The sequence below is a fragment of the Mahella australiensis 50-1 BON genome (assembly GCF_000213255.1).
Classification (GTDB): domain Bacteria; phylum Bacillota; class Clostridia; order Mahellales; family Mahellaceae; genus Mahella; species Mahella australiensis.
On the sequence record NC_015520.1, the window covers coordinates 1,474,298 to 1,498,059 of the forward strand.

Sequence of the window (23,762 nt, forward strand, 5' to 3'; positions counted from 1 at the left end):
ATATCATCTCCTATTGTTATATTACAGCAGCCTTTCCGTTATACACAAAGCCATGTTGTGGATCTACTGTTACCCATATCCCATCAGTCAATGTTTCGGTAGCTTCTTGGGCTCCCACTATAACTGGTATCTCTAGTGTCAGTCCAACTACAGCGGCATGTGAGGCTATGCCGCCCTCTTCGGTTATAATTGCCGAGGCTCTGCGCATGAATGGCAATAACGTATTGTCGGTAGACTTAGCCACTAATATATCGCCATCCTTGAATTTGGTCTTTGCATCCATATAGTTTTTTATAGAGCATACTCTGCCATATACAGCTTTAACACCGAATCCCACGCCCTTGACAAGTATATCTCCAGCTATATGGACCTTTATAAGATTGGTAGTGCCACTTACTCCTACTGGAACACCTGCCGTGATAACGACCAGATCTCCGCTGCTTATCAGTTCAGATTCCAAAGCGATATCGACTGATTGTTCTATCATTTCGTCTGTACCTTCCATCTGAGAGGCCAAAAACGGCACTACGCCCCATACCAACGATAATTTATTGTACACCATTTCGCTTATAGTGGTCGCTATTATCGGAGCCACCGGCCTGTATTTGGCCACCATTCTTGCAGTATAGCCTGACTTTGTAGCGGTTATTATGGCTCTGGCACCTAGGTCCCGTGCTATAGTACATGTAGCATGGCTTATAGCGTTTGTAATGCTAGCTGAGGATATAGCCTTATCATAAAAAGCAGCATCACAGTTAAGCGAGCGTTCGACCCTTTCGGCTATGCGTATCATGGTAGTTAGAGCCTCTACGGGATATTTACCTGATGCTGTTTCTCCCGATAACATTATAGCGTCGGCCCCCTCGTATATAGCGTTGGCCACATCGGTGGCCTCAGCTCGCGTGGGCCGCGGATTACGTATCATGGAATCGAGCATTTGGGTAGCTATTATGACCGGTTTACCGGCATCACGGCACTTGGATATAATGGCCTTTTGTACTACCGGAACATCTTCTGTAGGTATCTCTACGCCGAGGTCTCCTCTTGCTATCATTATACCATCAGCCACAGCCATTATATCATCCAGATTGTTGATTCCCTCTTGATTCTCTATTTTAGCTATTATCTGTACATCATAGGCATTATTATCTTCGAGAATCCTTTTAATCTCCAATACATCTTCGGCTCTACGTATGAAAGAAGCTGCTATGGTATCTATGCCTTTCTCTACGCCGAATTTAATATCGTCTATATCTTTTTGAGTCACCGAAGGCAACTGTATAGATATACCAGGAGCATTAACACTTTTTTTGCTGCTTATTAGGCCGCTATTCATGACCGTACAATGGATATCTGTACCTTCGATATCTTTTACCCTCAGCTCTATCAATCCGTCATCTAATAGCAATTTATCGCCTTGTTTAATATCTTTGGTCAAACCGGCGTAATTTACCGATACTATAGAATTGTCGCCCTCTATATCCCTTGTGGCTAGCGTGAACGACTGACCTTCTCTTAGTTCTACGGGCTCGATTTTAAATTTACCCAATCGCATTTCCGGACCTTTTGTATCCAATATGATCGATAGCGGTATATTATGGCTTCGCCTGGCGTCTTTTGCCATGTCTATACGCTTTCCGTGTTCCTCATAAGAGCCGTGAGAAAAATTAAGCCGTATGGCATTCGTACCGTGTGCTATCAATCGTTCGAATATCGCTTTATCGTCGCTGGCCGGCCCTATAGTGCATATTATCTTAGTCTTACGCATAATGTAAAGCTCCAATTCGCTAATTTAATTTACAGATATAATTATAGCACAAAAGAGCCACTATAGGTACTAAAGTTCTATCCCTTTACGCGCCGTAACGCCTTTGTCATAATAATGCTTTATAGGTTTCATCTCTGTTATGAGGTCTGCTAGATCTGCTATTTCATCCGGCACATTGCGGCCGGTTAGCACCAATTCTATGTTATCCGGTTTTGAGCGCATAAGTTCCACTACTTCTGAAACGTTTATAAAACCGCTATGTATGGCCGCCATAATCTCATCCAGTATAAGTATGTCGCATGCATTTCCCTGTATCACCTGTTTAGAGAAGTCGAAACCGCGGCTTATATCCTGCCTGAGCTGTGCTAATTCATCATCGCTCATATCGCTTATAAATTTATGCGATGACTCGAAGCGATATATGGTAAACTCTGGGGCCAAACGTTGAGCAGAATGAAGCTCACCGCTATCTACACCTTTAAGAAACTGAATCATTATAACCTTTAGGCCCCGCCCTACTGCCCGCAGTGCCAATCCCAAAGCCGCTGTAGTTTTACCTTTACCGTTGCCTGTATATATCTGAATATAGCCCTTCTTCATAAGACCCTCCTTAGCTAAACGATAACAACTATATTATACCATAATCAGCTGGATGTGCCTATGCGATTTATATTTATATCGGCGGATATATTTACATCTACATCAGGATATATGCTTTTCCAACCGATATTGTTATAATAATCCGGATATTCTATTTTGACGCATCGGCCTAACCCTAGGGGATCGGACTGATATTCTTTCTGCAATTTTCTCATTACATCATTCATATCGCTTATAAGTTCCCGTTCCAATGCTTGCTCTTCACGTCCTATATCGCTCTCGCTCAACGGTCGCGTAACTTTATGCTCTATCAGATCGGCATCGCCCTTTACCTTCATATCTATAGATAGTTTATCCCCATTCAATCTACATTTTATATCGTTGCTAATGCCATGTATATTGACAGTGGAATAAACATCATCGTTCTCTGTCGATTTAAAGCTTTTATACGTTAGATTTACGCTCTTTGCTTTATTGCTCATCATCATAAAAACCATGGCCCCATCGTTTAACAAGTTGCCTTTATATTTATCATCGGCAAAAACCGCTATTCCCCGGGCAATCAATCCATCCTTGCTTTTGGTTGCCTCTATATAAGGCAATACCGGGTCGCTGTCTTTATCGACAGTTTTGCCAAATAAATCTACTACGGTTACCAAAGGTACCTTGGATAACCTTCGGTTTTTCTCTAAAAGTTGGGTTAAATACAATGCTATGAATGGATCTTGTTTAAGCTGAATATTGAGCAGTTCTTCCGCTTTACCCTTTGCAACCGTTACGTACATGTCATTTCTTATAGACGGATTGCGCACAAAGGTGTCCAGATATTCTGAAATACCGTTTTTTGCGGCCTGTTCTCCTATAACCAACACGCGGTCATGGGCCACCGATATTATTTGATGGCTTTTAGCCTGCATATCATTTATGGTTTCGTCTATAGAATGCCCCTGGCTTGATAAAATCTGTAGCTGCTCTTTGGCGCCTTCGGTTAACGTGGGAGCAGTCAATGTCACCGTCACCATATTGGACTGCCCTTCTGCCGTATCTATACCTATACCGTAACTCATATACATATCCTGGAGCTGTTTGGCATCCCAGCATCCCGTTAATGTCAATGATAATGCCAACATAATCGCTACGCCAATAACACAGCGCTTCATGCTTTATCGCCATCCTTTGTGCCAATATGCCTTATAGTAGCTACGATAGCCAATATAGCAGGCATCAGCATAGCGACCGCTATACCCATATAAGATATATAAAGCATATATGTTGCCACTTCTATGCTGTTTTTTGGTATTTCAGCTATAAAGTAAACAGCTATAGCCAACATCCAACCGATATTCCTACCATATTTGGGTTTAAGACTCAATAGCTGCGATATGCTTAGTACGGCACTATAAAACGCAATGCCTATAGTCATAAATATATTAAACGTCCAAAAGAAAGCAAAGAATAAATCTACTCTCTCAAAAAACGGAAAACGCTCACTTTTTATATAATATATAGTAGGATAATTTATATATTTAAGTATCTCAGTACCCATAACACCTATTATAGCTATTACTACCAATGTATATAAAACAACATTGCTGCTTATGCACATGGCGGATGTTCGAAATATTTTTTTGGTATCGCTTATAAAAGCCGATGCTATAAATAATACCTCAAAGCCGTAAAAACTATATAACGCTGGTATACTACCCTTAATTATGCTGACATAACCGCTTTGTAAGATGGGCTTAAGATTGTTTATCTCTATACGCGTAGCCGGGGGTATAAGTAATATTATAAATGGGGCCACTAGAAATAATATAACCTCACTCGTACGCGCTATGGTTTTTATACCGCCTTGAGACATATATATAACCAGGAATAATGTTATTATCAGAAGGCTTTCAATGGGAGTATTCGGAAGAAACCATGTGGATATAAAGTCGACCATTACACGCAACACAAGTGCCGCTATAAGGATCTCAAACGATATATACGATATGTTTGCCATATTGCCAAGCAGCTTTCCGATTATCTTGGTAGAATAATCCACTAACGTATGGCCCGGGAACCGTCTTGATAATGAACTATAACACCATAAAAATGGTATGATGATAAGCCCGGCCAATAGCGTTGATATCCACGCATCTTGACCTGAAACCTTGGATACTGTCTTGGCTATGTTGAGCAAGCCCGTACCCAATATGCTATTTTCTAATATTGCAAACAATTGCCATAATGATATGGAATTGTCTTTATTTAGATTAGGGTTTACCACCTGGTTCTCCTCCTCGATGACGCCACAGTGCTGCTACCCTGTCTTATAAGATTTCGATTTTCAGGTATCATGGGGCGCTTCTTCATAGCCCATAATGGCAAACGCACGATGGTATCCTTTATATCTGATAGCTTAAGCGGGGCCACAGGAGCCAGGTATGGTATGCCGAAGCTCTCTAAACCTGCCAGATGGATTATAATAAACAGCCACATAACCGCTATACCAAATACGCCGAAAAAAGCGGCTGCTATCATAAGCGGAAACCGTATAAAGCGTATAGAATAAGTGGTACTGTAATTTGGTGTAATGTATGCGCCTATGGCAGTTATAGCCACTATAATTATCATAGCGGGGCTGACCAATTTGGCCGCTACAGCGGCCTGCCCTATGACCAGAGTGCCTATAATGCCTATAGTTTGCCCTATAGTGCCCGGCAGACGCGTCGTAGCCTCGCGCAATATCTCTATCACACCCTCCATAAGCAATGCTTCCAATATTGCCGGGAAGGGTACGCCCATGCGAGAACGGGCCAATGCCAGCACCAATTGCGTAGGTATCATTTCATGATGATAAGTTAATACAGCCACGTAAAAAGACGGCAGTGATGTAGCTAAAAACAGACCTATTAGACGTATCAGTCGAACTGCCGTACCAAATATAGCTCGCTCATAATAATCTTCAGGAGACTGATAAAGTTGAGCAAAGGTAGCCGGCGCTATCAGGGCCATCGGCGTCCCATCGACTAGTATGGCTACTCGGCCTTCTAATAGGTTCCCGGCCACCTTATCCGGACGTTCCGTGGTCTGCATCTGGGGAAAAGGTGAAAAAGGGCTGTCTTCGATAAATTGTTCTATATAGCCGCTTTCAAATACAGCGTCGGTATCTATAGTATTAAGCCTTTTTTCAATCTCTTGAAGTAAAGTTTCATTTACTATATCGTCCATATAAGCTATAACTACATCGGTCTTAGTGCGTTTGCCCAGCTTAAACCCCTTCATTTTAAGCTTTGGATCTTTAATACGCCGCCTTATGAGCGCTGTGTTAAAGCGTACGGTTTCTGTAAAACCCTCTTTAGGTCCGCGTATCACATTTTCTGTGGTAGGTTCTTGGATACCGCGGTTTTCCCAGCCGCGGCTATTGAGTATAAGAGCAACAGGAAAGTTATCTATAAACATAGCCGTATCGCCCGATAATATCGCGTTTACAATGCTCATTACGTTTTGATCCTCTTTTATTTCACCTACCGTTATGTTGAGCTGTTTTATGATTTCGATATCGATGTTCGACATGGCATTTTTTTGATCTATGCGCGTAAAGTACATAAGCGGTTCCATTATTTCAAGATCTACGCTTTGGCGGTTTGCCAAACCGTCTACATATATTATGGCTGCCGGTAAAGGGTTATCCTTTCCTATTTGGAAACGGCGAAATATTACGTCGGAACAATCAGAAAATAGAGTCGCAAATAGGCTAATGTTATCTTCTAATTTGTTATATAAAGAAGTAGCTGATGGAGCTATCATAGCTGATGAAGTCTGTGTATTGGCTTTATCAGATTTATTCTTCTTGTGTTTTATAACCTTTATCGGCATTTAACTACCTCCAGCCTATATTTTATAACTAGTTTTGATAGGCTGAAGGTTTTTTATGCATGTTTATCTATAAGAGTTCTAAACATTCTCCCTGGCATAGGTAAGAGATTTTCTTTCAACACCATATCATACGGATGCCTTTGACACATTATAATTGGTATAGCCCTCACCATACTTGGATTTTCTTTCAGCACATCATATTGGAATTGAGTTTTTTTGCCTGATACCAGTGCCACCAAAAGGGAGAGGCGAAAATCATGATAGAACTCGGCCGCACATCTACGCGCGTATGCCTTACCCCAGTCGCCACCGGCTTCTATAACTTCCAGCAGCGTTTGAGCGGCTATGTGACCGCTGTGCAGAGCATAGTATATACCTTCTCCGGAAAACGGGTCCACGAATCCGGCTGCATCACCTGCCAATACAATATTGCTTTTGCTTATCCTTCTTGGAATTCCGCCTGCCGGGAGAAAGCAACCTTTTGCTTTGGGAACAGGCGCATTGATTCCTTTATACTTTAGTATCCTTTCGGCGAATTCATAAAAATATGATGTCAAACGCTTATGATTCCATGCCACGCCCCCCACGCCTATATTATAGCCGTCTTTTTGAGGGAATGCCCAACCGAAACCTCCAAGGAAAGGTATGAAATAAAACTCGGCTGTTCCATAATCGCTGTTCAGCACCGGTACCTGAACTTCAGCTTCCATGGTGAACCCCATCTGCCAAACCGGTAAACGACCGTGTATACCGGCCAATGCTGCCGTAGGACTGAACACTCCATCTGCACCTATAACGTATCTGGCTGAGAAACAGCCTCTACTGGTTCGTATAACTATGCCTGTACTATTCTGATCGATTGCTGTAAGCTTTGCCCCTTCAATGAAATAAGCGCCGGTGTCGATAGCTTTATGTACCAAAAAATCATCGAAATGCCGGCGCTTAACCGCCTTACCTATCGTGCGTTTCTCGTCCCATTCGCTGCTATCCAGGTTATAACCGTATACCCTTACCTTATGCACCTCGTGTTGCATTAATTCATCGGGAAGCTCAAAGCCCAATTCATCCAGCGTCTTAGCAGACAACATACCGCCGCACGTTTTATCCCGCGGGAACACAGCCTTGTCCAGCAACAATACCGACAAGCCGCCTTCCGTGGCAATTTTGGCCGCGGCACTTCCGGCAGGACCGGCGCCTATGATGGCCAGATCGTATATCATCGTATTTATCCTTTCTCCCCTTCCATAGCCAATTGCTCTGCTTTATTGAACATCCATGCGCTGTGGAGGTCTTCATCTATGAGATTTGACCACAGCACTTTTAATAATTCAGCATCGTTTATTTCAGCAATAAAATCCTTATAATCGCTCATGGCTTTTTGTTCAATAGCCACATTTGTTTTTAAAAGCAGGAATATGCCGGACGCGCCCAAAATATTGCCTAATACTTTACCCAATTGGGGCGCCAGTATGTTTCCTGCCTTGCCGGGTATAGCATCAAAACGCTTCATCTGTGCGGCTATGTTATCGGCATGTTGCTGTTCTATAGAAGCGAAGCGTTTCAATGCCTGCGATACATATTGATCGGATACAAATTCAGCCTGGGCCGTATAATTATCGATCTGGGTTAGCTCCAGAGCGTAAAACCAATTCAATTTATCTACTATAGCTTGCTGATCCATATATTTCACTCCACTAGTTAATTTTTAACTAGTATGCCCTGTTGCTAGAACTTATATATCACCAAACCAGTCAATAATTTGGGATAAAAATAGGTGGACTTCTGCGGCATCTTTTCTCCTGCCAACGCTACAGCCTTCACCTGTTCTATCTTGGTAGGACGCAATATGAAAGCCAGTTGAGCATCATCACCGTCTTTCACCGTCTCCACAGCTTCTGATATATCGCGCGTATAGGTTATGTATGTTTGTTGAGCTGCGCTATACTCGTCTATTTTCAACAGGCGATTTATTATCAAAGAATGCAGTACTGATACGTCCAATTGCTTATAAGCGCGCGGCTTATCGGGTAACGCCTTATCCACATCGGCCCAGCTTTTTAGCTGTAGGGCATAAAACCGGCGCCCATCATAATATATAAAAAACGGCATCTCATCGGTTTCATGTTGCGCTATTACGGTCGATACTTCACAAGAGCATACATTCAGCGCTTGCACATCGAATTCCGATGCTATATCAGTTAACAAGGTATCCTTATCCAAACCTTTTATATTTTTTATTATCCTATGCGTCGGCAGTATCACCAATCCCGGGTCTTCCATAGCCACCATCATCATCATAACGTAGTCGAAAGGCTGCTCGCCATCGGATTTACCTGTTATCATACGCATCTCATCCCTGAAATTAAGCGCCGTTTCGTAGCGGTGATGTCCGTCGGCTATAAATAGTTGTTTATCGGCCATGGTATGCTGTATAGCCTTTATAGCATCCTGGTCATATATAGACCACAATCTGTTGGATATGCCCTCATCGTCGATAAAATCCATATCAGCCGGTTGCCGTATTATACCCTCTAATATGCGTGATACTTTGGCATCGGAATCTTCATATAAAGAGAATATCTGGCTGAAGTTGGCCTTACATGCGCGCATGAGATTTAATCTGTCGGTCTTGGGTTTGGAAAGAGTATATTCATGAGGTAATACGATACCCTTGGAGAATTCCTCCAATTTTACCAGCGATATGAATCCGGTGCGTGTAAGCCTGCGCCCGCCGTCCAGGGTAAAACTCTGTTGATAAACATATATTGCCGGAGATTTATCCTGTGCCAGGATGCCATCTTGCAACCATTGCTCTAAATATTCGGCAGCCCTGGTATAGCGATTGTCAGTCTCATTATCTCCTTGCGTCAATCCATATTCCAGCCTTATAACGTTATATGGATGAATATCATACAATGCCTTCTGTTGTTGTTCCGATATAACATCATAAGGCGGCGCTGTTAGCTTAGCTATATCTTCATTGTATTGTTCGTTATATCTTATACCGTTAAAAGCTTTAATCTGAGCCATTATAAATTCTCCTCTTCTTCGTTAATAGATTCTTTATCTATTATAGTATATCTTATTCGATATGAGCTGACAATACTGCATCATGTTGTTTCCTTGGTTACTCGAATATCATTCAGATAATCTATAAGATCAGACGCCTCCTGTTTGCTTAGTTTCTTGCTGTCATCCTTGTTATATCGTCTGTGTATAATATCGCGCATCTGTTCTTCGGTGAGCCCTATAGCTGTATATATGGCATATATGGCCCTTCTCTGGGGATCTGTTATACCATCGTCAGCGTGATGCACATTAGAATTTACCGCTGTTGCTTCAGCAGTGGGGCGGCTGACAGGAGCGTCGACCACTGCGTTATCATCGCTGATTTCGGGAGCAAATTGCGTTCCATAACCCAATGCCGCTAATGCTCTGCCATAAGCCTTGGTATATGCCTTTTCTATATAATCCTCAAAATCATCGCCCGTTTCGGATCCCACACCTATCTCCACATTGCCTTTGCTGTCCGTGACTTCTACCTCAAAGTAGGCAAATCGACGTTCTATGTCTATTATCTTATCTTTTATAACAGTATGGGTGTTTTGCGTATTTTCGCTTCTAAACCATACCATACGCCATTTTACTTCCATATAATCGGCCGATTCGTTGTGCCAACGCCCGGTTTCGGCATCTCTTCGCCTTATGGGCAATTTGGTAAGATGCTGTTCAGGGTTAAAATTAATTTCTGCCATTTCCATACACCTCTCAACATTATTGTTTAATGTAGTATATGTATATCAGCTGCATTCCATTGCATGTGATTTATGGTAATTTTGGATCATATAAATAAAAAGGAGGCGATGTCCATGAAACGCATGCTGTACCCGATAATTATAACTATATTACTGGTACTCGTTACTATTATATTATATCATAATGGCAACACCGCTGATACGGTATTTTTATCATCCGATTCTTCATATCCGATATATGGCGAATCCGCATACAGCTCCAGTGTCGGCGATATAAAAATAAGCGTGGAAAAGATCGTCCAAGAAAGGTATTTTATCGTTTATTCATGGAGTACAGGCGACGAGAGTTATTTCGGAATAACGCTTTTAGTGGAAAATATAAAAAAGGAAAGGCTTTCTAAAGATGATTTCAAAACCATCTGGCTGGTGGATAATAAAGGGAAAACGCATCAACCTATACCGTATTTTGAAATATTGGATTTCCCAGAGGATCAACCTTTGGGATGGAAACAGGTTATAAACTGCAAATTTTGGCCATTGGCACCGGAAATACAGTATGTAGACCTATACCTCAAATACGGAGAAACTCTCTTTGTAATTAAGAAGGTACCGATAAAATAATTCATCATCGTTTGAATAAACGGCTAAAAAGGGAACGTTTCTTATTCCTCTCACGAGCCAGCTCTTCTTTGAGGCTAGCTATTTCATACGCCTTTTGCTTGACCTGCATCTTCAATTTAGCATTCTCACTTAGAAGCACGTCCTCATCCTTGTCATTCAGCTTGGCGGCTAATTCCTTTATTTGGTCGGCTATATCGGCTAGTGCCAAACGATAGGGTTCATGCTCCATTTGAAGCTGCATACGCATTTCTTCAAGAATATCATCTTTTAATTCAGATAAAATTCCATTGAGATTTGCCTGCATCATCAGCCCTGCTGACGGTACAGGCAGATCAGTAGTAGCGACATCAGCATCGAATTTCGCATCTTCATTATCCAATGGCTGTTGAGGAGCGTTTATAATGTCCTTTATTTGGGAGTTTGTAAATCCTTTATCCTGCAATGCCTTTATATACTCAAGAAGTTCTATTTCTCTATAAGTAAAATAGCGATGATTAGATTTCGTCCTCGGTATATTGAGGTCGAACTCTTTCTCATAATATCTTATCACATGAGGCTCGTAACCCGTAAGTTTGGCAACCTCCGATATAGTATATGTTTTTTCATCAGGCATGTCCATACGCTCCTCACCATTATATTCCACAATACCGATTACATATATATTTTACCATATCACTTATATTATATACAACCGTTTTTTCGCAACTTCTCTACTCATATACTGCGATTCGTAATATGTGACTGAAACGGGCGATATAAAGCGATGCAAATGATATAAAGCCGGATAACGCCTTGAAATATTGCGTAGGCTTTATATCATTGCATACGCTGAATTTACTATATTACGAATTGCAGCTCATATAAGCTCATAAACTTGGCCGAGATATGGTACCGTCGTAGGCATATCAAATTCGCTATTCAGCGTGGTAGCAAAGACAGGAGCCACATCATCCTCACCGTGTATTACAAATACTTGTTTGGGCTTGTTCTTAAAATGCCTCATCCAATCGATTAAACCGTTTTTATCGGCGTGGGCCGAGAAACTATCTATACTGTATATATGTGCTTTGACGGCTATGTCTTCGCCAAATATTTTAACCATTTTAGCTCCATCCAATATACGCCTGCCCAGCGTACCCGCTGCCTGATATCCTACAAATACCACACTGCTCTCAGGGCGCCATAGATTATGCTTGAGATGATGCTTTATTCGGCCGGCATCGCACATGCCACTAGCGGCTATTATAACGGCGCTGTGGTTTAGGAAGTTCAATTGCTTTGATTCCTCAGCGGTAAGGGTAAAGTCCAAACCGGGGAAATCCAAAGGATCATCTCCGCTACTTAAAAGTTTAAGTGCATCGCTGTCATAATATTCATGTACATCGTGCTTGAATATTTCGGTAGCCTTTATGGCTAAAGGGCTGTCGATATATACTGGTATGTTTTTAGCTTTATTGTCTTCTATGACCATATTGAGCTCATACAGTAGTTCCTGAGTGCGGCCTACGGCAAAAGCTGGTATAATCACATTGCCTCCTTTGCTGAAGGTATTCTGTATAATGTCCCAAAGCATATGAGCGCGATGGGGTCTGTCTTGATGAAGGCGATCGCCGTATGTGGATTCTACAAATACATAATCAGCATCGTCGATGAAGGATGGATCTTTGATAATAGGCTGATTTCTGTTGCCGAGGTCTCCCGAGAAAACCAGCTTTATATTGTCCTCTGCATTCCAGATCTCTATTACGGCAGAACCTAGTATGTGTCCGGCATCCTGAAATCTTACAGATATATCATCGCTTAATCGGATTGTGTTATTATAAGGTACGGGTTCAAAGAACTGCATGGCATATTCGGCATCGGCTACAGTATATAGCGGTTCTACCGGGGGCCTTCCGGCTCTCATAGCTTTGCGCGTGGCCCATTCGGCCTCCATCTCCTGTATGTGAGCGCTATCGGGCAGCATTATACTACATAAGTCAACAGTTGCCTTTGTAGACAGTATTTTGCCTTTAAAACCGCGCTTGCAAAGCAACGGTATGCGGCCGCTGTGATCTATATGCGCATGGGTTAACAGAAGATAATCTATGTCGGAAAGGCTGACCGGAAACTCCATAAAGTTATTCTTTTCCTCTTCCTTTCCCCCTTGAAACATACCGCAATCCACCAATACCTTTATATTTTTGTTCTCCAGTAAATAGCATGAACCGGTTACCATGCGCGCAGCGCCCAAAAATGTTACTTTCATAAATTTCCTCCATTTGTATTTATATTGCAATATAGCTGCATAGCCTTAAACGCTATAAAAAATGCAGACGACCTATTGCATTTTTTATCGGATTATATTATAATACATACGTGCAAGCGATATTATGCGAAAGTGGTGGAATTGGCAGACTCGCTAGATTCAGGTTCTAGTGCCCGCAAGGGCGTGGGGGTTCGACTCCCCCCTTTCGCACCAATACTCATTTAGTCGTAAGCATATGAAAATCATCGTATTCTTCTATTGCTGACCATTGTGCACTTCGGCATATGCCGTTTATTTTATCGAAATTAGCTATCAGCATCGATACTACATCGCTGTCCAGAGAATCTATCGCCATATAGTTGAGCGTTTTTATTGCTTGGCTTTTATCCATGGCTTTGCGATATGGTCTGTCTTCGGTTATAGCGGTAAACGCATCAGCTACAGCCATTATCCTGGCGCCCAACGATAATTCGCTGCCGTTATAATGAAAGGGATAGCCTTTGCCGTTTATGCGTTCATGATGAAAAGATGCCCATTCGTTTATCTCTTCCAATCCTTTTACGCTTTCCAATATGCGATATGTATGAAAGGTATGGCTGCGCATTATATTGAATTCATAAACGTTAAGCGCCGCAGGTTTCTCGAGAATTTCTTCGGGTATAGCCAGCTTCCCTAAATCGTGGAGATGACCGGCTATCTTCATCATATGGCGTTGTTGTTCAGTGAAACCAAGCAGTCTAGACAATGTTTCGGCTACCGCAGCTACACCGGCCGAATGCGTCGCTGTAAATCGGCTTCTAAAATCAATTATACGTCTGAATATATCGGTAAGATCCAAGAGGTTGTCAATATTCAGAAACATCGGTTCCAATAAAGCCAATCGCTTCTTTACGTTATTTAATGGTTTAAATATGATATCAAGCCAAAAACTTTCTTTTGCAGCTAAAGCGCGATATGCATCTTTTAGCTCAGGCATAAACATATGCCCGAATTGTGACTCGATCTGCCTATTTATACCGTCTATCTGCCCCAATACTTCCTTATTTTTATCTATCAAAACATCGATTCGATCAGCCAAATGCAGTATATGGCTGCCTGCCGGAATGATTTGGCCATATACGTCCCATCTATCATGATGATGGCGTATCAACGAGGCCGAAACGGTTAAAGGTTCAAAATCCTTAAAGAGCCTATAGCCTATCTCTGCATGCAAGTGCGGATAATCATCCTCAAAGTTGAGCGCATGCAGCCTTTCTTCAAGCGATAAAGCGCCACTGTCGTGCAATGCACCGGCCATCAGTATCTCTTCTTGCTCTGCAATAGGTAATCCCATTTGTTTGCTCAAGCTGTGCGCTATGTATGCCACCCTTTTGTGGTGACCGCTTATAACGGGGCTTATAAGGTCGGTAGCAGTGGATAGAGCCATGATCATATCCAGCATCGGGATTTCCATTTTCATATTCATCAATTACCTCAATAACTCATATTCAATAACTTCTTATATATTTGCACTCCTGCAAGCAATATGTCCTCATCGAAGTCAAAACGATTGCTATGCAACGGTGCTGCAAATCCTTTTTTCTCATTTTTACTTCCTAGGAAAAAGTATACGCCAGACACCTTCTTCTGATAAAAGGAAAAATCCTCGGCTATCATTTGAGGCTTTACTTCAACGATATTTTCCTCGCCTATGATGCTTATAAAGCGCCTGGTTAATTCGATATCGTTAAATACTACAGGGTAGTTTACCACTTCTTTATAGCTCAACGATGCACCGTATGCTCTTTCCATTCCTTCCAGCGCAGCCATAATCCTGCTCTTTATCAGCTCATATACATCGTCGCTGAAGGTTCGCAGCATGCCCTCTAGTACCGTGTGTTTGGCTATTATATTGCGGCGTTCTCCGCCACATATCCGGCCTATAGTAATAAGCGCTTGGTCGGCCGGATCGACATTCCGCGTCAGTATAGACTGGAACATTTGTATTATATGCGATGCTATGACTATGGTATCTATGCCTTTATGTGGCATAGCACCGTGAGCGCTGCGGCCCATTATTTCTATATCGAATTCAGCCGTTTGTGCCATAATAGGACCCGAACGTATACCTACCTTTCCTTGTTCCACATCAGGGAATATGTGCATGGCATATATTTCATCTACTTTCGGATCATCCAATACGCCTTGTTCGATCATTATTGGAGCTCCTCCTTCCGACTCTTCTGCCGGCTGGAAGATTAAAACCACATTTGCGGATAAGTCGCTTTTATGCTCCGACAATAATTTAGCTATACCCAAAAGCATAGCCATGTGGCCATCGTGGCCGCAAGCATGCATAAAACCCTTATTTTGAGAAATGTACGGTTTATCGTTAAGCTCGGTTACACATAAAGCGTCCATATCAGCCCTTAACGCTATGGTTTTGCTCGCATTCGACCCCATCATCACAGCCTTTATTCCGGTCCGGGCCATGACTTTTATCTCGTCGAAATGCATTGTGTTCAATTGTTCAAGTATCATATCGCGCGTGAAAATTTCATTAAAGCCCGTTTCGGGATGCATATGAAGGCGTCTACGCATATCTATGATATAATCTTTAAGCGCTGAAACATCGCTATCTATCTCTATCATATCTATTGCCTCTGAAACACCAATCGACCGTTTATAAATACCATTTGGCTTTTTGTGCGGAATTCTAAAGGATTACCGTCGAATATCGCTATATCAGCATCTTTGCCGACTTCCAAGCTTCCTACCCTATCCGCGATACCGGTTATATGAGCAGCGTTTATAGTTATAGCCTTCATAGCCTCAGCTTCATCCATGCCTTCTCTAACAGCTATGGCAGCCGATAGCGACAGATATTGCACCGGTATGACAGGATGATCGGTCATGATGGCTACTTCAAGACCTACTTTGGACAATATACCTGGTGCGGCCACGTTTTGATTGCGCAGCTCTATTTTTGAACGCTCAGAAATAAGTGGCCCCAGTATGACCGGATAACCTTCCTCCGCCAGTATATCAACTATCATATAACCTTCGGTACAATGGTCCAACGTTATGTTTATATCAAATTCCTTGGCTATCCGTATGGCCGTCAATATGTCGTCTGCTCTATGTGCATGCACTTTTAGTGGAATCTCTTTATTTAGCACTTTCAGCAAAGCCTCCATTTCAAGATCCCTTTCCGGACGTTTCTCCGGGTCCTGAGCAGATTCCGCCAATTTATATTTGTATTCTTGCGCTTTTACGAGATTCTGGCGCAGTATACCGGCTATAGCCATGCGTGTATAAGGAGATTTTTCCTGATCATGGTAGGTACGCTTGGGGTTCTCACCTAAAGCCGCTTTAACAGCTAACGGTTCCTTTATTATCATGTCTTCTATACGCCGACCATATGTTTTTAACGCAACGAATTGTCCACCTATCACATTAGCGCTGCCCGGACCGGTGACCACTGTGGTTATACCCGCTTCCATAGCCTCCCGAAAGCATCTGTCAAATGGATTCACACCATCTATTGCCCTTAAATGCGGTGTGGAGGGATCGGTATCTTCATTGCCGTCGGCGCCTTCAAAACCCATGCCATCGTTCCACATACCGACATGGCAGTGAGCATCTATCAGGCCGGGCAATATATACATCCCCGAGGCATCTATGATATCGACGTTTTCAGCGGCATCTATGTTATAGCCTATAGCCCTTATCTTATCATCCTCTACCAGCAAATCGCCGCCATCATAATCTTGTCCGGCCATAGTTAGTATTTTACCGTTTTTTATGAGTATCGAATGCTTCATCAACAATTCCTCTCCTATATTGTAATAACTGAACAGTTACATTTTATCACTAATATGCGGTGATTGAAAATAGAAATCACATTTTTTATTCTTCAGAATAATATGGATTGTGACTGTTTGGGATACGGCTTAATATATATTAAGCCTCCTGCAAATGAAGGAAACAAATAGTTGGAAATTCCCGGATGGTCATTATGAATTATCGGAAGGAGGCGAATATAACAATATGAAAAAATTCGCAGTTGTATTTTTACTTATGATTCTAATGTTGAGTATATTGACAGGCTGCAGCGATAAAAACGGGCTGATAGAGCTAAATGTATCCGAGCCTATACATTCCATCTTCTATGCCGGTCAATACATCGCGGTCAATGAAGGCTTCTTCGAGGAAGAAGGGCTTAAAGTGGAGATAACCACCGCGCAAGGATCCGACAAGGCCATGACTGCTATATTGTCCGGCACATCGCAAATAGCATTGGCCGGTCCCGAAACCACCGTATATGTGTATAATCAAGGCAAATCCGATTATGCGGTGAATTTCGCTCAGCTAACCAAACGCGACGGTTCATTTCTGGTAGGACGCAAACCAGAAACCGATTTTAAGTGGGAAAGCCTTAAAGATAAGACCGTTATAGGGGCTCGCCCTGGTGGAATGCCAGAAATGGTATTAGAATACGTATTAAAGCAGCACGGCCTTATGCCAGGCAAAGATGTCAACGTTATAACCAATATACAGTTGGATGCTGTGGCAGGGGCATTCAGCAGTGGTACGGGCGACTATGCGGCATTGTTTGAACCCACTGCCACTATGGTCGAAAAGGAGAACCATGGGTATGTCGTCACGTCGATCGGAAAAGCCGGCGGCGAGGTGCCTTATACAGCATTCTCAGCTACCAAAAGCTATATAGAAAAACACCCCGACATCATACAAAAATTTACTAATGCGATATATAAAGCCCAACTATGGGTGGAGCAGCACAGCTCGAAGGAAATAGCCGAGGCTATAAAATCATTTTTCCCGGATACCGACATGGATGTACTGACAACAGTGGTACAACGCTATAAAGATCAGGATACCTGGGCCAAAGACCCGATAATGAAGGAAGAGGCTTTCATGCATATGCAGGATATCATCAAAGAGGCCGGAGAACTTGATAAAACAGCGCCTTACGATGAACTGGTAACAGTGGAATTCGCTAAAAAAGCCATAGAGAATATAAAGCCTTAAGCCGCGATAGCAAAATGCCCGATCCTGAGAGATTGGGCATTTTGCATGAAACGGCACCTTTGCCTTACCCCCGGAATATAATAAAAATGATCAACTTTGGAGGAGGCAGAACAAGTGTCACAAATTATGGTGCATGTGGACAAAATAGGACTGACATATCAGACTGCAGAAGGAGAAACCGAGGCGATAAGAGATATATCTATGGATATATATGAAAAGGATTTTGTAGGCATTGTAGGGCCGAGTGGCTGCGGCAAATCCACGTTGCTATCTATTATAGCCGGCCTTATAAAACCCACTCGTGGAACCGTGATTGTGGACGGTCAGCCGGTTGACGGTCCATCCAATAAAATAGGATATATGTTGCAGGAGGATTACTTGTTTGAATGGAGGAGCATATGGCAAAACGTACTGCTCGGCCTGGAAATACAAAATAAAGTCAATGAAAGTACAAAATCACACGTGGAGCAGCTACTAAAAAATTATGGCTTATATGAATTCAGATACCATTATCCACACCAATTGTCCGGCGGCATGCGCCAACGCGCGGCTTTGATCCGAACGCTGGCATTGAACCCGGAGATACTGTTACTAGATGAGCCCTTTTCAGCACTCGACTACCAAACCAGGCTGGCCGTATCTGAAGAAGTAGCCGCTATTATAAAACAGGAAGGAAAAACAGCTGTCTTGGTGACCCATGACATATCGGAGGCTATCTCCATGTCAGACAGGATATATGTGCTGAGCCAACGCCCTGCCATCGTTAAGAATGTATATGATATACGGCTTAGCTGCCAAGATAAAACGCCGCTCAATGCCAGAAAATGCCCCGAATTCAGGGAGTATTTCAACAGCATATGGAAGGAGCTGGACATACATGTCGGTTAACCGCGATATCTTCGTCTCACCTGAAAGGCAAAGTTACTTAAAACAGATGAAAAAGCGACGCCAGAATATTATTCTAGGAAGGGTATTGATATTGATCGGCCTTATCGCCGGATGGGAAGCAGCTGCCGATTTAGGTATAATCGACCCTTTTATAACCAGCCAACCGTCTAAAATACTTACAACCATAATCGATCTGCATAATGACGGCCAATTATATAATCATATATGGGCTACTGTTGCGGAAACTATGGTCGGCTTCATCGTAGGCACGGCTTTCGGCACTCTGATAGCCATAGGCCTATGGTGGTCGGACTATGTATGTAAGATTTTGGATCCATATTTGGTAGTATTAAACAGCCTGCCTAAACCGGCATTAGGCCCCATACTCATAGTATGGCTGGGCAACGGCAAACTAGCCATTATAGCGATGGCTCTTCTAATATCGCTCATAGTGACCATTATAACGGTGCTGAACGGTTTTTTAGAAGTAGATAAAAACAAAATAAAACTTTTACAGACCTTTGGCGCTTCTAAAGCCCAGATACTGACTAAGGTCATATTGCCGGCCAGCGTTCCTACCGTTATATCAGCTCTTAAAATAAATGTGGGGCTTTCCTGGGTAGGTGTGATAATGGGCGAATTCCTGGTATCCAAAGAAGGGCTTGGATATTTGATAATATACGGCAGCCAGGTATTCGAATTGGACCTCGTTATGAGCAGCGTAATAATATTGGCCATCGTAGCCGCTATAATGTATCAGGCTGTAAGCTATCTTGAAACGCGGTTTATGCAATATAAAGAGTAAAAGTGCAGGCTTTTGAAGCATAGAACCACAACAATCGTTTATTGCGTTGTGGTTCAGCTTCATCAGCCGCAGCAAGTGTACAATCCTATCCCTTTGTTATCTTAACTGTTCCATAACTTTCCTAGTCACTTCAGCCACTATATCGGCTATATCGTCATTTTTTACAGTTGATTGTTTTGATCCGCTTTGGCTGTCCGATTGATTTTCTTCTATTTTGCACGTACCATCGGCGTATTGGCACCCTTCACAACCCGGATGACGTCCCTTTATACCCATCTTCTCCCTTACATGCATCAATTTCTCCACATTGTCGGGCGATATGTCCTTTGCACCTCCAAGATTATTAGCCAGATACAACAACTGAGCGTAAAAATCGAGCGTTTCCATCTTGAAGTAGGCGTTCATCAGATCATAGCCGTAGGTCAGAGCACCATGATTTTCCAGCAACAAGGCATCGTAATTCGGCAGATATTTGGCTATGGCATTTGGGATTTCTTCGGTTGAAGGTGTACCATATTCGGCTATAGGCACCGTACCCAGCGAAATAACGGCCTCAGGCATAACACAACGTGTCAGAGGTATGCCGGCTATGGCAAAGGCTGTTGCATATGGTGGATGAGCATGTACTACAGCTCTAACGTCAGGCCTGTCTTTGTATACTCTCAAATGCATTTTGAGTTCGGACGACGGCTTCCAGCTACCGCTTACAACTTCACCGTTCATGTTGACCTTGATCAACATATCCGGTGTCAGAAAGCCTTTGCTGACACCGGTAGGGGTAGTCCAAATTTCGTCGTCATCTACCCTTACAGTTATATTGCCATCATTGGCTGCTACAAAACCCCTATTGTATATGCGACGTCCTATCTCGCATATCTCTTCTTTTATCTTAAAATCAGAATACATAAGACCTTCTCCTCTTGTTGAATTAACTTTACCCTTATTGTATCATTTATAAAGCAATTAATCAACATTTAAGTCCGTTTTATTTTGATTATAATCGCTTGTTTCCTCATTTTTCAGTGCATACAACAATTCTATGTCATTATCCTTCATGAAAGCTTCCCATTCCTTAGGCAATTTTTCATCTGTTATAAATACGTCTATGTCCTTTATAGAGCATATCGTAGCAAATGATACTTTATCCAATTTGGTATGGTCGGCCAATAACACTATGCGCTGCGCCGCTTTTATCATGATTTTCTTCAGTTCTGCTTCAAATTCATTGGACTCGGTTACAAATTTATCCAGGCTCATACCTTTGCATGACATAAAGAATATATCGGCATTATAATTGGATATAGCCCTCTCGGCTGAATGACCTACAAAGGATAATGAACTGCTGCGCAACATACCGCCTGTGGAAATAACGGATATATTTTCATAAGGCGCTAATTCAGATGCTATTTTTAGGCCATTAGTTATCACCGTCAGGCGCTTTTTATCTTTTAAAAATCTGGCCATCTGCAACACAGTGGTACTGGAATCCATAATTATAGTATCCCCATCTTCGACAAGACCAGCAGCCGTCCGCCCCATGAGCTCCTTACCTTCTTTATTGGTTACTTCCCTTATTGATATAGGTAATTCCAAATGCAGACCCTCGCTCAATACCGCACCACCATACGTGCGTCGCAGCAAACCTTCTTTCTCCAATTTGGCCAAGTCTCTGCGCACAGTTTCCTCGGTTATATTAAACAAGCGGCTCAGATCAGGCACAGCAACACTTTGGTTCTCATAGAGAAGGTCCATGATTTTCTTTCGCCTTTCTACAGCTAGCATAATGATCCTTCCTTCCCGTTTATCTATTGAATTTATAGGAATATTATATAATCTTATACGGAAATTATCAACACCAAATAAAAAACAAAGCCAAATCAAAAGGCGATTTGGCGTGAAAAGCATGTTGATTTTGATTATGCACGGAATTTTCTACTACCAGGTTTGACTACAGGGATACCGTCCTTGCATAACGGGCATTCCGATGCCTCATATGAGGGTATATCCATAGCTATAGCAGCGCACAATTTTGTCCCAAAATCCACATTACCATTGCTCCTGTCCACTACTACAGCCACACCGGCCAATTCAGCCTGGGATTGTTTTACTAATTCTATTACCTCTTTAACCGATCCCCCGGTGGTTATAACATCTTCAGCCACCACTACCCTAGTCCCTGCCGGTATTTCAAACCCGCGCCGCAATGTCATGACACCGTCTTCCCTTTCGGCGAATATGGCTTTGGCATCAAGTTGTCTAGCCAATTCATATGCTATTATTATGCCACCTATGGCAGGCCCTATAACCAGATCCACTTTTTCATCCGAAAATCCTTCTGCCAGGGATTTACATACAAGTTCACTATATTCCGGGTACTGAAACAGTTTGGCGCATTGCATGTAGCGGTCGCTGTGCCTGCCTGATGTAAGAAGAAAATGACCGTTTAATAGGACACCGGTCTTATTCAATATATCCATCACTTGTTCTTTTGTCAGCATATTAACCCTCCTGTTATATCTTTTATAGTTTTTAATCCATTATCGAGCATATATTGCTCTATATCATCTATGATTCTAACCGTCGCCATAGGTTCTACGAGATTAGCCGTGCCGACCTGCACTGCAACGGCTCCCGCCAGCATAAACTCGATGGCATCGTTTCCGTTCATTATACCCCCCATACCTATTACAGGTATATCCACCGTTTGCGCTGCCTGCCATACCATATAAAGTGCAACCGGTTTTATAGCAGGTCCGGATAGACCTCCCGTTATATTGCCTAATATTGGTCTTCTGGTGTGAGGATCTATAGCCATGCCGAGCAATGTATTTATGAGCGATAATGCATCCGCACCGGCGTCCTGTGCGGCCGATGCCACATCCTTTATGCTTCCGACGTTTGGGCTGAGCTTTACCACAAGCGGATGGTGACAATAATTGCGTACCTGCTTTGTTATATCATAAACGCTTTCAGGCGTCGCACCAAATGACAATCCACCTTCTTTAACATTTGGGCATGAGATATTAAGCTCCAGCATATCTATATCGGCTTTATCGAGCTTGTTTGCGGCTACACAATATTCATCCCTGCTGTTACCCGCCAGATTGGCTATTACAACGGTATCGAACTGTTTGAGATATGGCAGTTCATTGCTTATGAAAGCATCGACGCCGGGGTTTTGCAAACCGACACTATTTAATATCCCTGCCGCGGTTTCTGCTATACGCGGAGGAGGATTGCCTTCTCTGGGATATAATGTTAATCCTTTAACCGATATTCCGCCTAATCTGTTCAGGTCTAAATATCGGCTGTATTCGCGCCCGAAAGCGAAGGTACCTGAAGCGGCTATGACCGGATTCTTAAGTTTCACACCGCATATATCCACGCACATGCTTATCTCATTCATCGAAACTCACCTCATGGCTCCAAAATACAGGTCCGTCCGCACATACGCGTCTATAGTGCCATTCACCGTCGCTCTTGATTTTACAATTGCATACTAAACAAGCACCTATCCCGCAGCCCATCCTCTCTTCCAGCGATACTACACATGGCACATCGTATTGCTCGGCTATACAAGCCAGCGATTTGAGCATCTTTGATGGCCCGCAACCCGCTATAATTTGTGGCTTATGCGCGCGCAGCGCCAACGTTAGTTCATCGGTTACCAAACCTTTATACCCATAACTGCCATCCTCAGTAGCTATGATAACACGTTTGCTATATTGCTCAAACGGTTGCCATAGAGGCTTAAATTCATCGCTTCTGAAACCCAGGATCGAGACTATATCGGCTTTATCCTTATATTGCTGTGCCAAAAGCTGCAGAGGAAAAACACCTATCCCCCCACCTACCAGCCATATTTCGTTAATATCGGCTGGCATCACAGCTTCAAATGAATTGCCGAGAGGACACAAAATGTCGAGTTTAGATCCTCTTACTTGTTCAGCCAGCCATCGCGTACCCTTACCTTTTACCTGATAGGTGATATATATAATACCATTCTCAGCATCGATCTGGCATACGCTTATAGGCCGTCGTAGTAACGGGTCATAGCTTTGCCCGCATCGCACGTGCACAAACTGTCCTGCCTGTATGCTTTCGGCAGTATCGCCAAGCTGTATGCCCATATTATATATGCTTGGCGATATCAAATCATTGCTGTATACTATCCCTTTCATA

The 23,762-nt window shown here is 42.7% G+C and carries 23 protein-coding genes and 1 tRNA gene; 5 read left to right on the forward strand and 19 right to left on the reverse strand.

The features are described from left to right. Positions 1-16: 16 nt before the first annotated feature. The 9 genes from pyk to MAHAU_RS15005 all read right to left on the reverse strand — a co-directional run bounded on the left by pyk (position 17) and on the right by MAHAU_RS15005 (position 9,987). On the reverse strand, positions 17-1,768 hold the full coding sequence (gene pyk, locus MAHAU_RS06965) for a pyruvate kinase (protein WP_013781020.1): 1,752 nt from the start codon (positions 1,766-1,768) through the stop codon (positions 17-19). A 69-nt stretch (positions 1,769-1,837) separates the two neighbouring features. Next, the gene (locus MAHAU_RS06970) at positions 1,838-2,368 is read right to left on the reverse strand and encodes a cob(I)yrinic acid a,c-diamide adenosyltransferase (protein WP_013781021.1); all 531 of its coding nucleotides are present in this window, start codon (positions 2,366-2,368) and stop codon (positions 1,838-1,840) included. 44 nt (positions 2,369-2,412) lie between these two features. Then, entirely contained in the window at positions 2,413-3,528 is a 1,116-nt protein-coding gene (locus MAHAU_RS06975; protein WP_013781022.1) for a Ger(x)C family spore germination protein, read from the reverse strand. Further along, complete coding sequence (locus MAHAU_RS06980; RefSeq protein WP_013781023.1) at positions 3,525-4,640, reverse strand: GerAB/ArcD/ProY family transporter; 1,116 nt, start codon at positions 4,638-4,640, stop codon at positions 3,525-3,527. Before MAHAU_RS06980 ends, MAHAU_RS06975 begins: the two co-directional genes overlap by 4 nt. Next, entirely contained in the window at positions 4,634-6,232 is a 1,599-nt protein-coding gene (locus tag MAHAU_RS06985) for a spore germination protein (RefSeq protein ID WP_013781024.1), read from the reverse strand. The genes MAHAU_RS06980 and MAHAU_RS06985 overlap by 7 nt, the downstream gene beginning before the upstream one ends. A gap of 53 nt (positions 6,233-6,285) precedes the next feature. Beyond that, entirely contained in the window at positions 6,286-7,452 is a 1,167-nt protein-coding gene (locus tag MAHAU_RS06990; RefSeq protein WP_013781025.1) for an NAD(P)/FAD-dependent oxidoreductase, read from the reverse strand. Between the two features lie 5 nt (positions 7,453-7,457). Further along, positions 7,458-7,913 (reverse strand): ferritin-like domain-containing protein, encoded by a 456-nt coding sequence (locus tag MAHAU_RS06995; RefSeq protein WP_013781026.1) that lies wholly within the window; start codon positions 7,911-7,913, stop codon positions 7,458-7,460. 44 nt (positions 7,914-7,957) lie between these two features. Then, entirely contained in the window at positions 7,958-9,262 is a 1,305-nt protein-coding gene (locus tag MAHAU_RS07000; protein ID WP_013781027.1) for a DUF1015 domain-containing protein, read from the reverse strand. Positions 9,263-9,342: 80 nt separating this feature from the next. After that, positions 9,343-9,987: a hypothetical protein gene (locus MAHAU_RS15005; protein WP_013781028.1), complete on the reverse strand. Its 645-nt coding sequence runs from the start codon at positions 9,985-9,987 to the stop codon at positions 9,343-9,345. A gap of 114 nt (positions 9,988-10,101) precedes the next feature. On the opposite strand from MAHAU_RS15005, the gene MAHAU_RS07010 reads away from it, so the two are divergent. Then, a complete protein-coding gene (locus tag MAHAU_RS07010; protein WP_013781029.1) occupies positions 10,102-10,608 on the forward strand; it encodes a hypothetical protein in 507 nt (168 codons plus the stop codon). A 4-nt stretch (positions 10,609-10,612) separates the two neighbouring features. Here MAHAU_RS07010 and MAHAU_RS07015 read toward each other — a convergent pair whose 3' ends face one another. Both MAHAU_RS07015 and MAHAU_RS07020 read right to left on the reverse strand, forming a co-directional pair. Beyond that, positions 10,613-11,221, reverse strand: coding sequence for a MerR family transcriptional regulator (locus tag MAHAU_RS07015; RefSeq protein WP_013781030.1), 609 nt, complete (start codon positions 11,219-11,221; stop codon positions 10,613-10,615). A 243-nt stretch (positions 11,222-11,464) separates the two neighbouring features. After that, on the reverse strand, positions 11,465-12,856 hold the full coding sequence (locus MAHAU_RS07020; RefSeq protein ID WP_013781031.1) for an MBL fold metallo-hydrolase RNA specificity domain-containing protein: 1,392 nt from the start codon (positions 12,854-12,856) through the stop codon (positions 11,465-11,467). Positions 12,857-12,982: 126 nt separating this feature from the next. Here MAHAU_RS07020 and MAHAU_RS07025 point away from each other — a divergent pair. Continuing rightward, positions 12,983-13,069, forward strand: a tRNA-Leu gene (locus MAHAU_RS07025). Between the two features lie 4 nt (positions 13,070-13,073). On the opposite strand, the gene MAHAU_RS07030 is transcribed toward MAHAU_RS07025, so the two are convergent. The 3 genes from MAHAU_RS07030 to MAHAU_RS07040 are packed head-to-tail and all read right to left on the reverse strand — an operon-like array spanning position 13,074 to position 16,659. Then, positions 13,074-14,315, reverse strand: a complete 1,242-nt coding sequence (locus MAHAU_RS07030) for an HD domain-containing phosphohydrolase (RefSeq protein ID WP_041644433.1) — start codon at positions 14,313-14,315, stop codon at positions 13,074-13,076. A 14-nt stretch (positions 14,316-14,329) separates the two neighbouring features. Then, a complete protein-coding gene (locus MAHAU_RS07035) occupies positions 14,330-15,487 on the reverse strand; it encodes a M20 metallopeptidase family protein (protein WP_013781033.1) in 1,158 nt (385 codons plus the stop codon). 2 nt (positions 15,488-15,489) lie between these two features. Next, positions 15,490-16,659 carry an amidohydrolase gene (locus tag MAHAU_RS07040; RefSeq protein ID WP_013781034.1) on the reverse strand — a complete coding sequence of 390 codons (1,170 nt, stop codon included), beginning with the start codon at positions 16,657-16,659 and terminating at the stop codon, positions 15,490-15,492. 226 nt (positions 16,660-16,885) lie between these two features. On the opposite strand from MAHAU_RS07040, the gene MAHAU_RS07045 reads away from it, so the two are divergent. The 3 genes from MAHAU_RS07045 to MAHAU_RS07055 all read left to right on the forward strand — a co-directional run bounded on the left by MAHAU_RS07045 (position 16,886) and on the right by MAHAU_RS07055 (position 19,580). Next, on the forward strand, positions 16,886-17,887 hold the full coding sequence (locus tag MAHAU_RS07045; protein WP_013781035.1) for an ABC transporter substrate-binding protein: 1,002 nt from the start codon (positions 16,886-16,888) through the stop codon (positions 17,885-17,887). 114 nt (positions 17,888-18,001) lie between these two features. Then, entirely contained in the window at positions 18,002-18,775 is a 774-nt protein-coding gene (locus MAHAU_RS07050; protein ID WP_013781036.1) for an ABC transporter ATP-binding protein, read from the forward strand. Beyond that, positions 18,765-19,580 carry an ABC transporter permease gene (locus MAHAU_RS07055; protein ID WP_013781037.1) on the forward strand — a complete coding sequence of 272 codons (816 nt, stop codon included), beginning with the start codon at positions 18,765-18,767 and terminating at the stop codon, positions 19,578-19,580. Before MAHAU_RS07050 ends, MAHAU_RS07055 begins: the two co-directional genes overlap by 11 nt. 96 nt (positions 19,581-19,676) lie before the next feature. Here the strand turns inward: MAHAU_RS07055 and MAHAU_RS07060 are convergent, their stop codons facing one another. The 5 genes from MAHAU_RS07060 to MAHAU_RS07080 all read right to left on the reverse strand — a co-directional run bounded on the left by MAHAU_RS07060 (position 19,677) and on the right by MAHAU_RS07080 (position 23,761). Then, positions 19,677-20,486, reverse strand: coding sequence for a class II aldolase/adducin family protein (locus MAHAU_RS07060; RefSeq protein ID WP_013781038.1), 810 nt, complete (start codon positions 20,484-20,486; stop codon positions 19,677-19,679). 57 nt (positions 20,487-20,543) lie between these two features. Then, positions 20,544-21,362 (reverse strand): DeoR/GlpR family DNA-binding transcription regulator, encoded by an 819-nt coding sequence (locus MAHAU_RS07065; protein WP_013781039.1) that lies wholly within the window; start codon positions 21,360-21,362, stop codon positions 20,544-20,546. 134 nt (positions 21,363-21,496) lie between these two features. Then, entirely contained in the window at positions 21,497-22,075 is a 579-nt protein-coding gene (gene pyrE, locus MAHAU_RS07070; protein WP_041644437.1) for an orotate phosphoribosyltransferase, read from the reverse strand. After that, positions 22,072-22,986 carry a dihydroorotate dehydrogenase gene (locus MAHAU_RS07075; RefSeq protein WP_013781041.1) on the reverse strand — a complete coding sequence of 305 codons (915 nt, stop codon included), beginning with the start codon at positions 22,984-22,986 and terminating at the stop codon, positions 22,072-22,074. The genes pyrE and MAHAU_RS07075 overlap by 4 nt, the downstream gene beginning before the upstream one ends. Then, positions 22,979-23,761: a dihydroorotate dehydrogenase electron transfer subunit gene (locus MAHAU_RS07080; protein ID WP_013781042.1), complete on the reverse strand. Its 783-nt coding sequence runs from the start codon at positions 23,759-23,761 to the stop codon at positions 22,979-22,981. Before MAHAU_RS07080 ends, MAHAU_RS07075 begins: the two co-directional genes overlap by 8 nt. Position 23,762 lies beyond the last annotated feature (1 nt).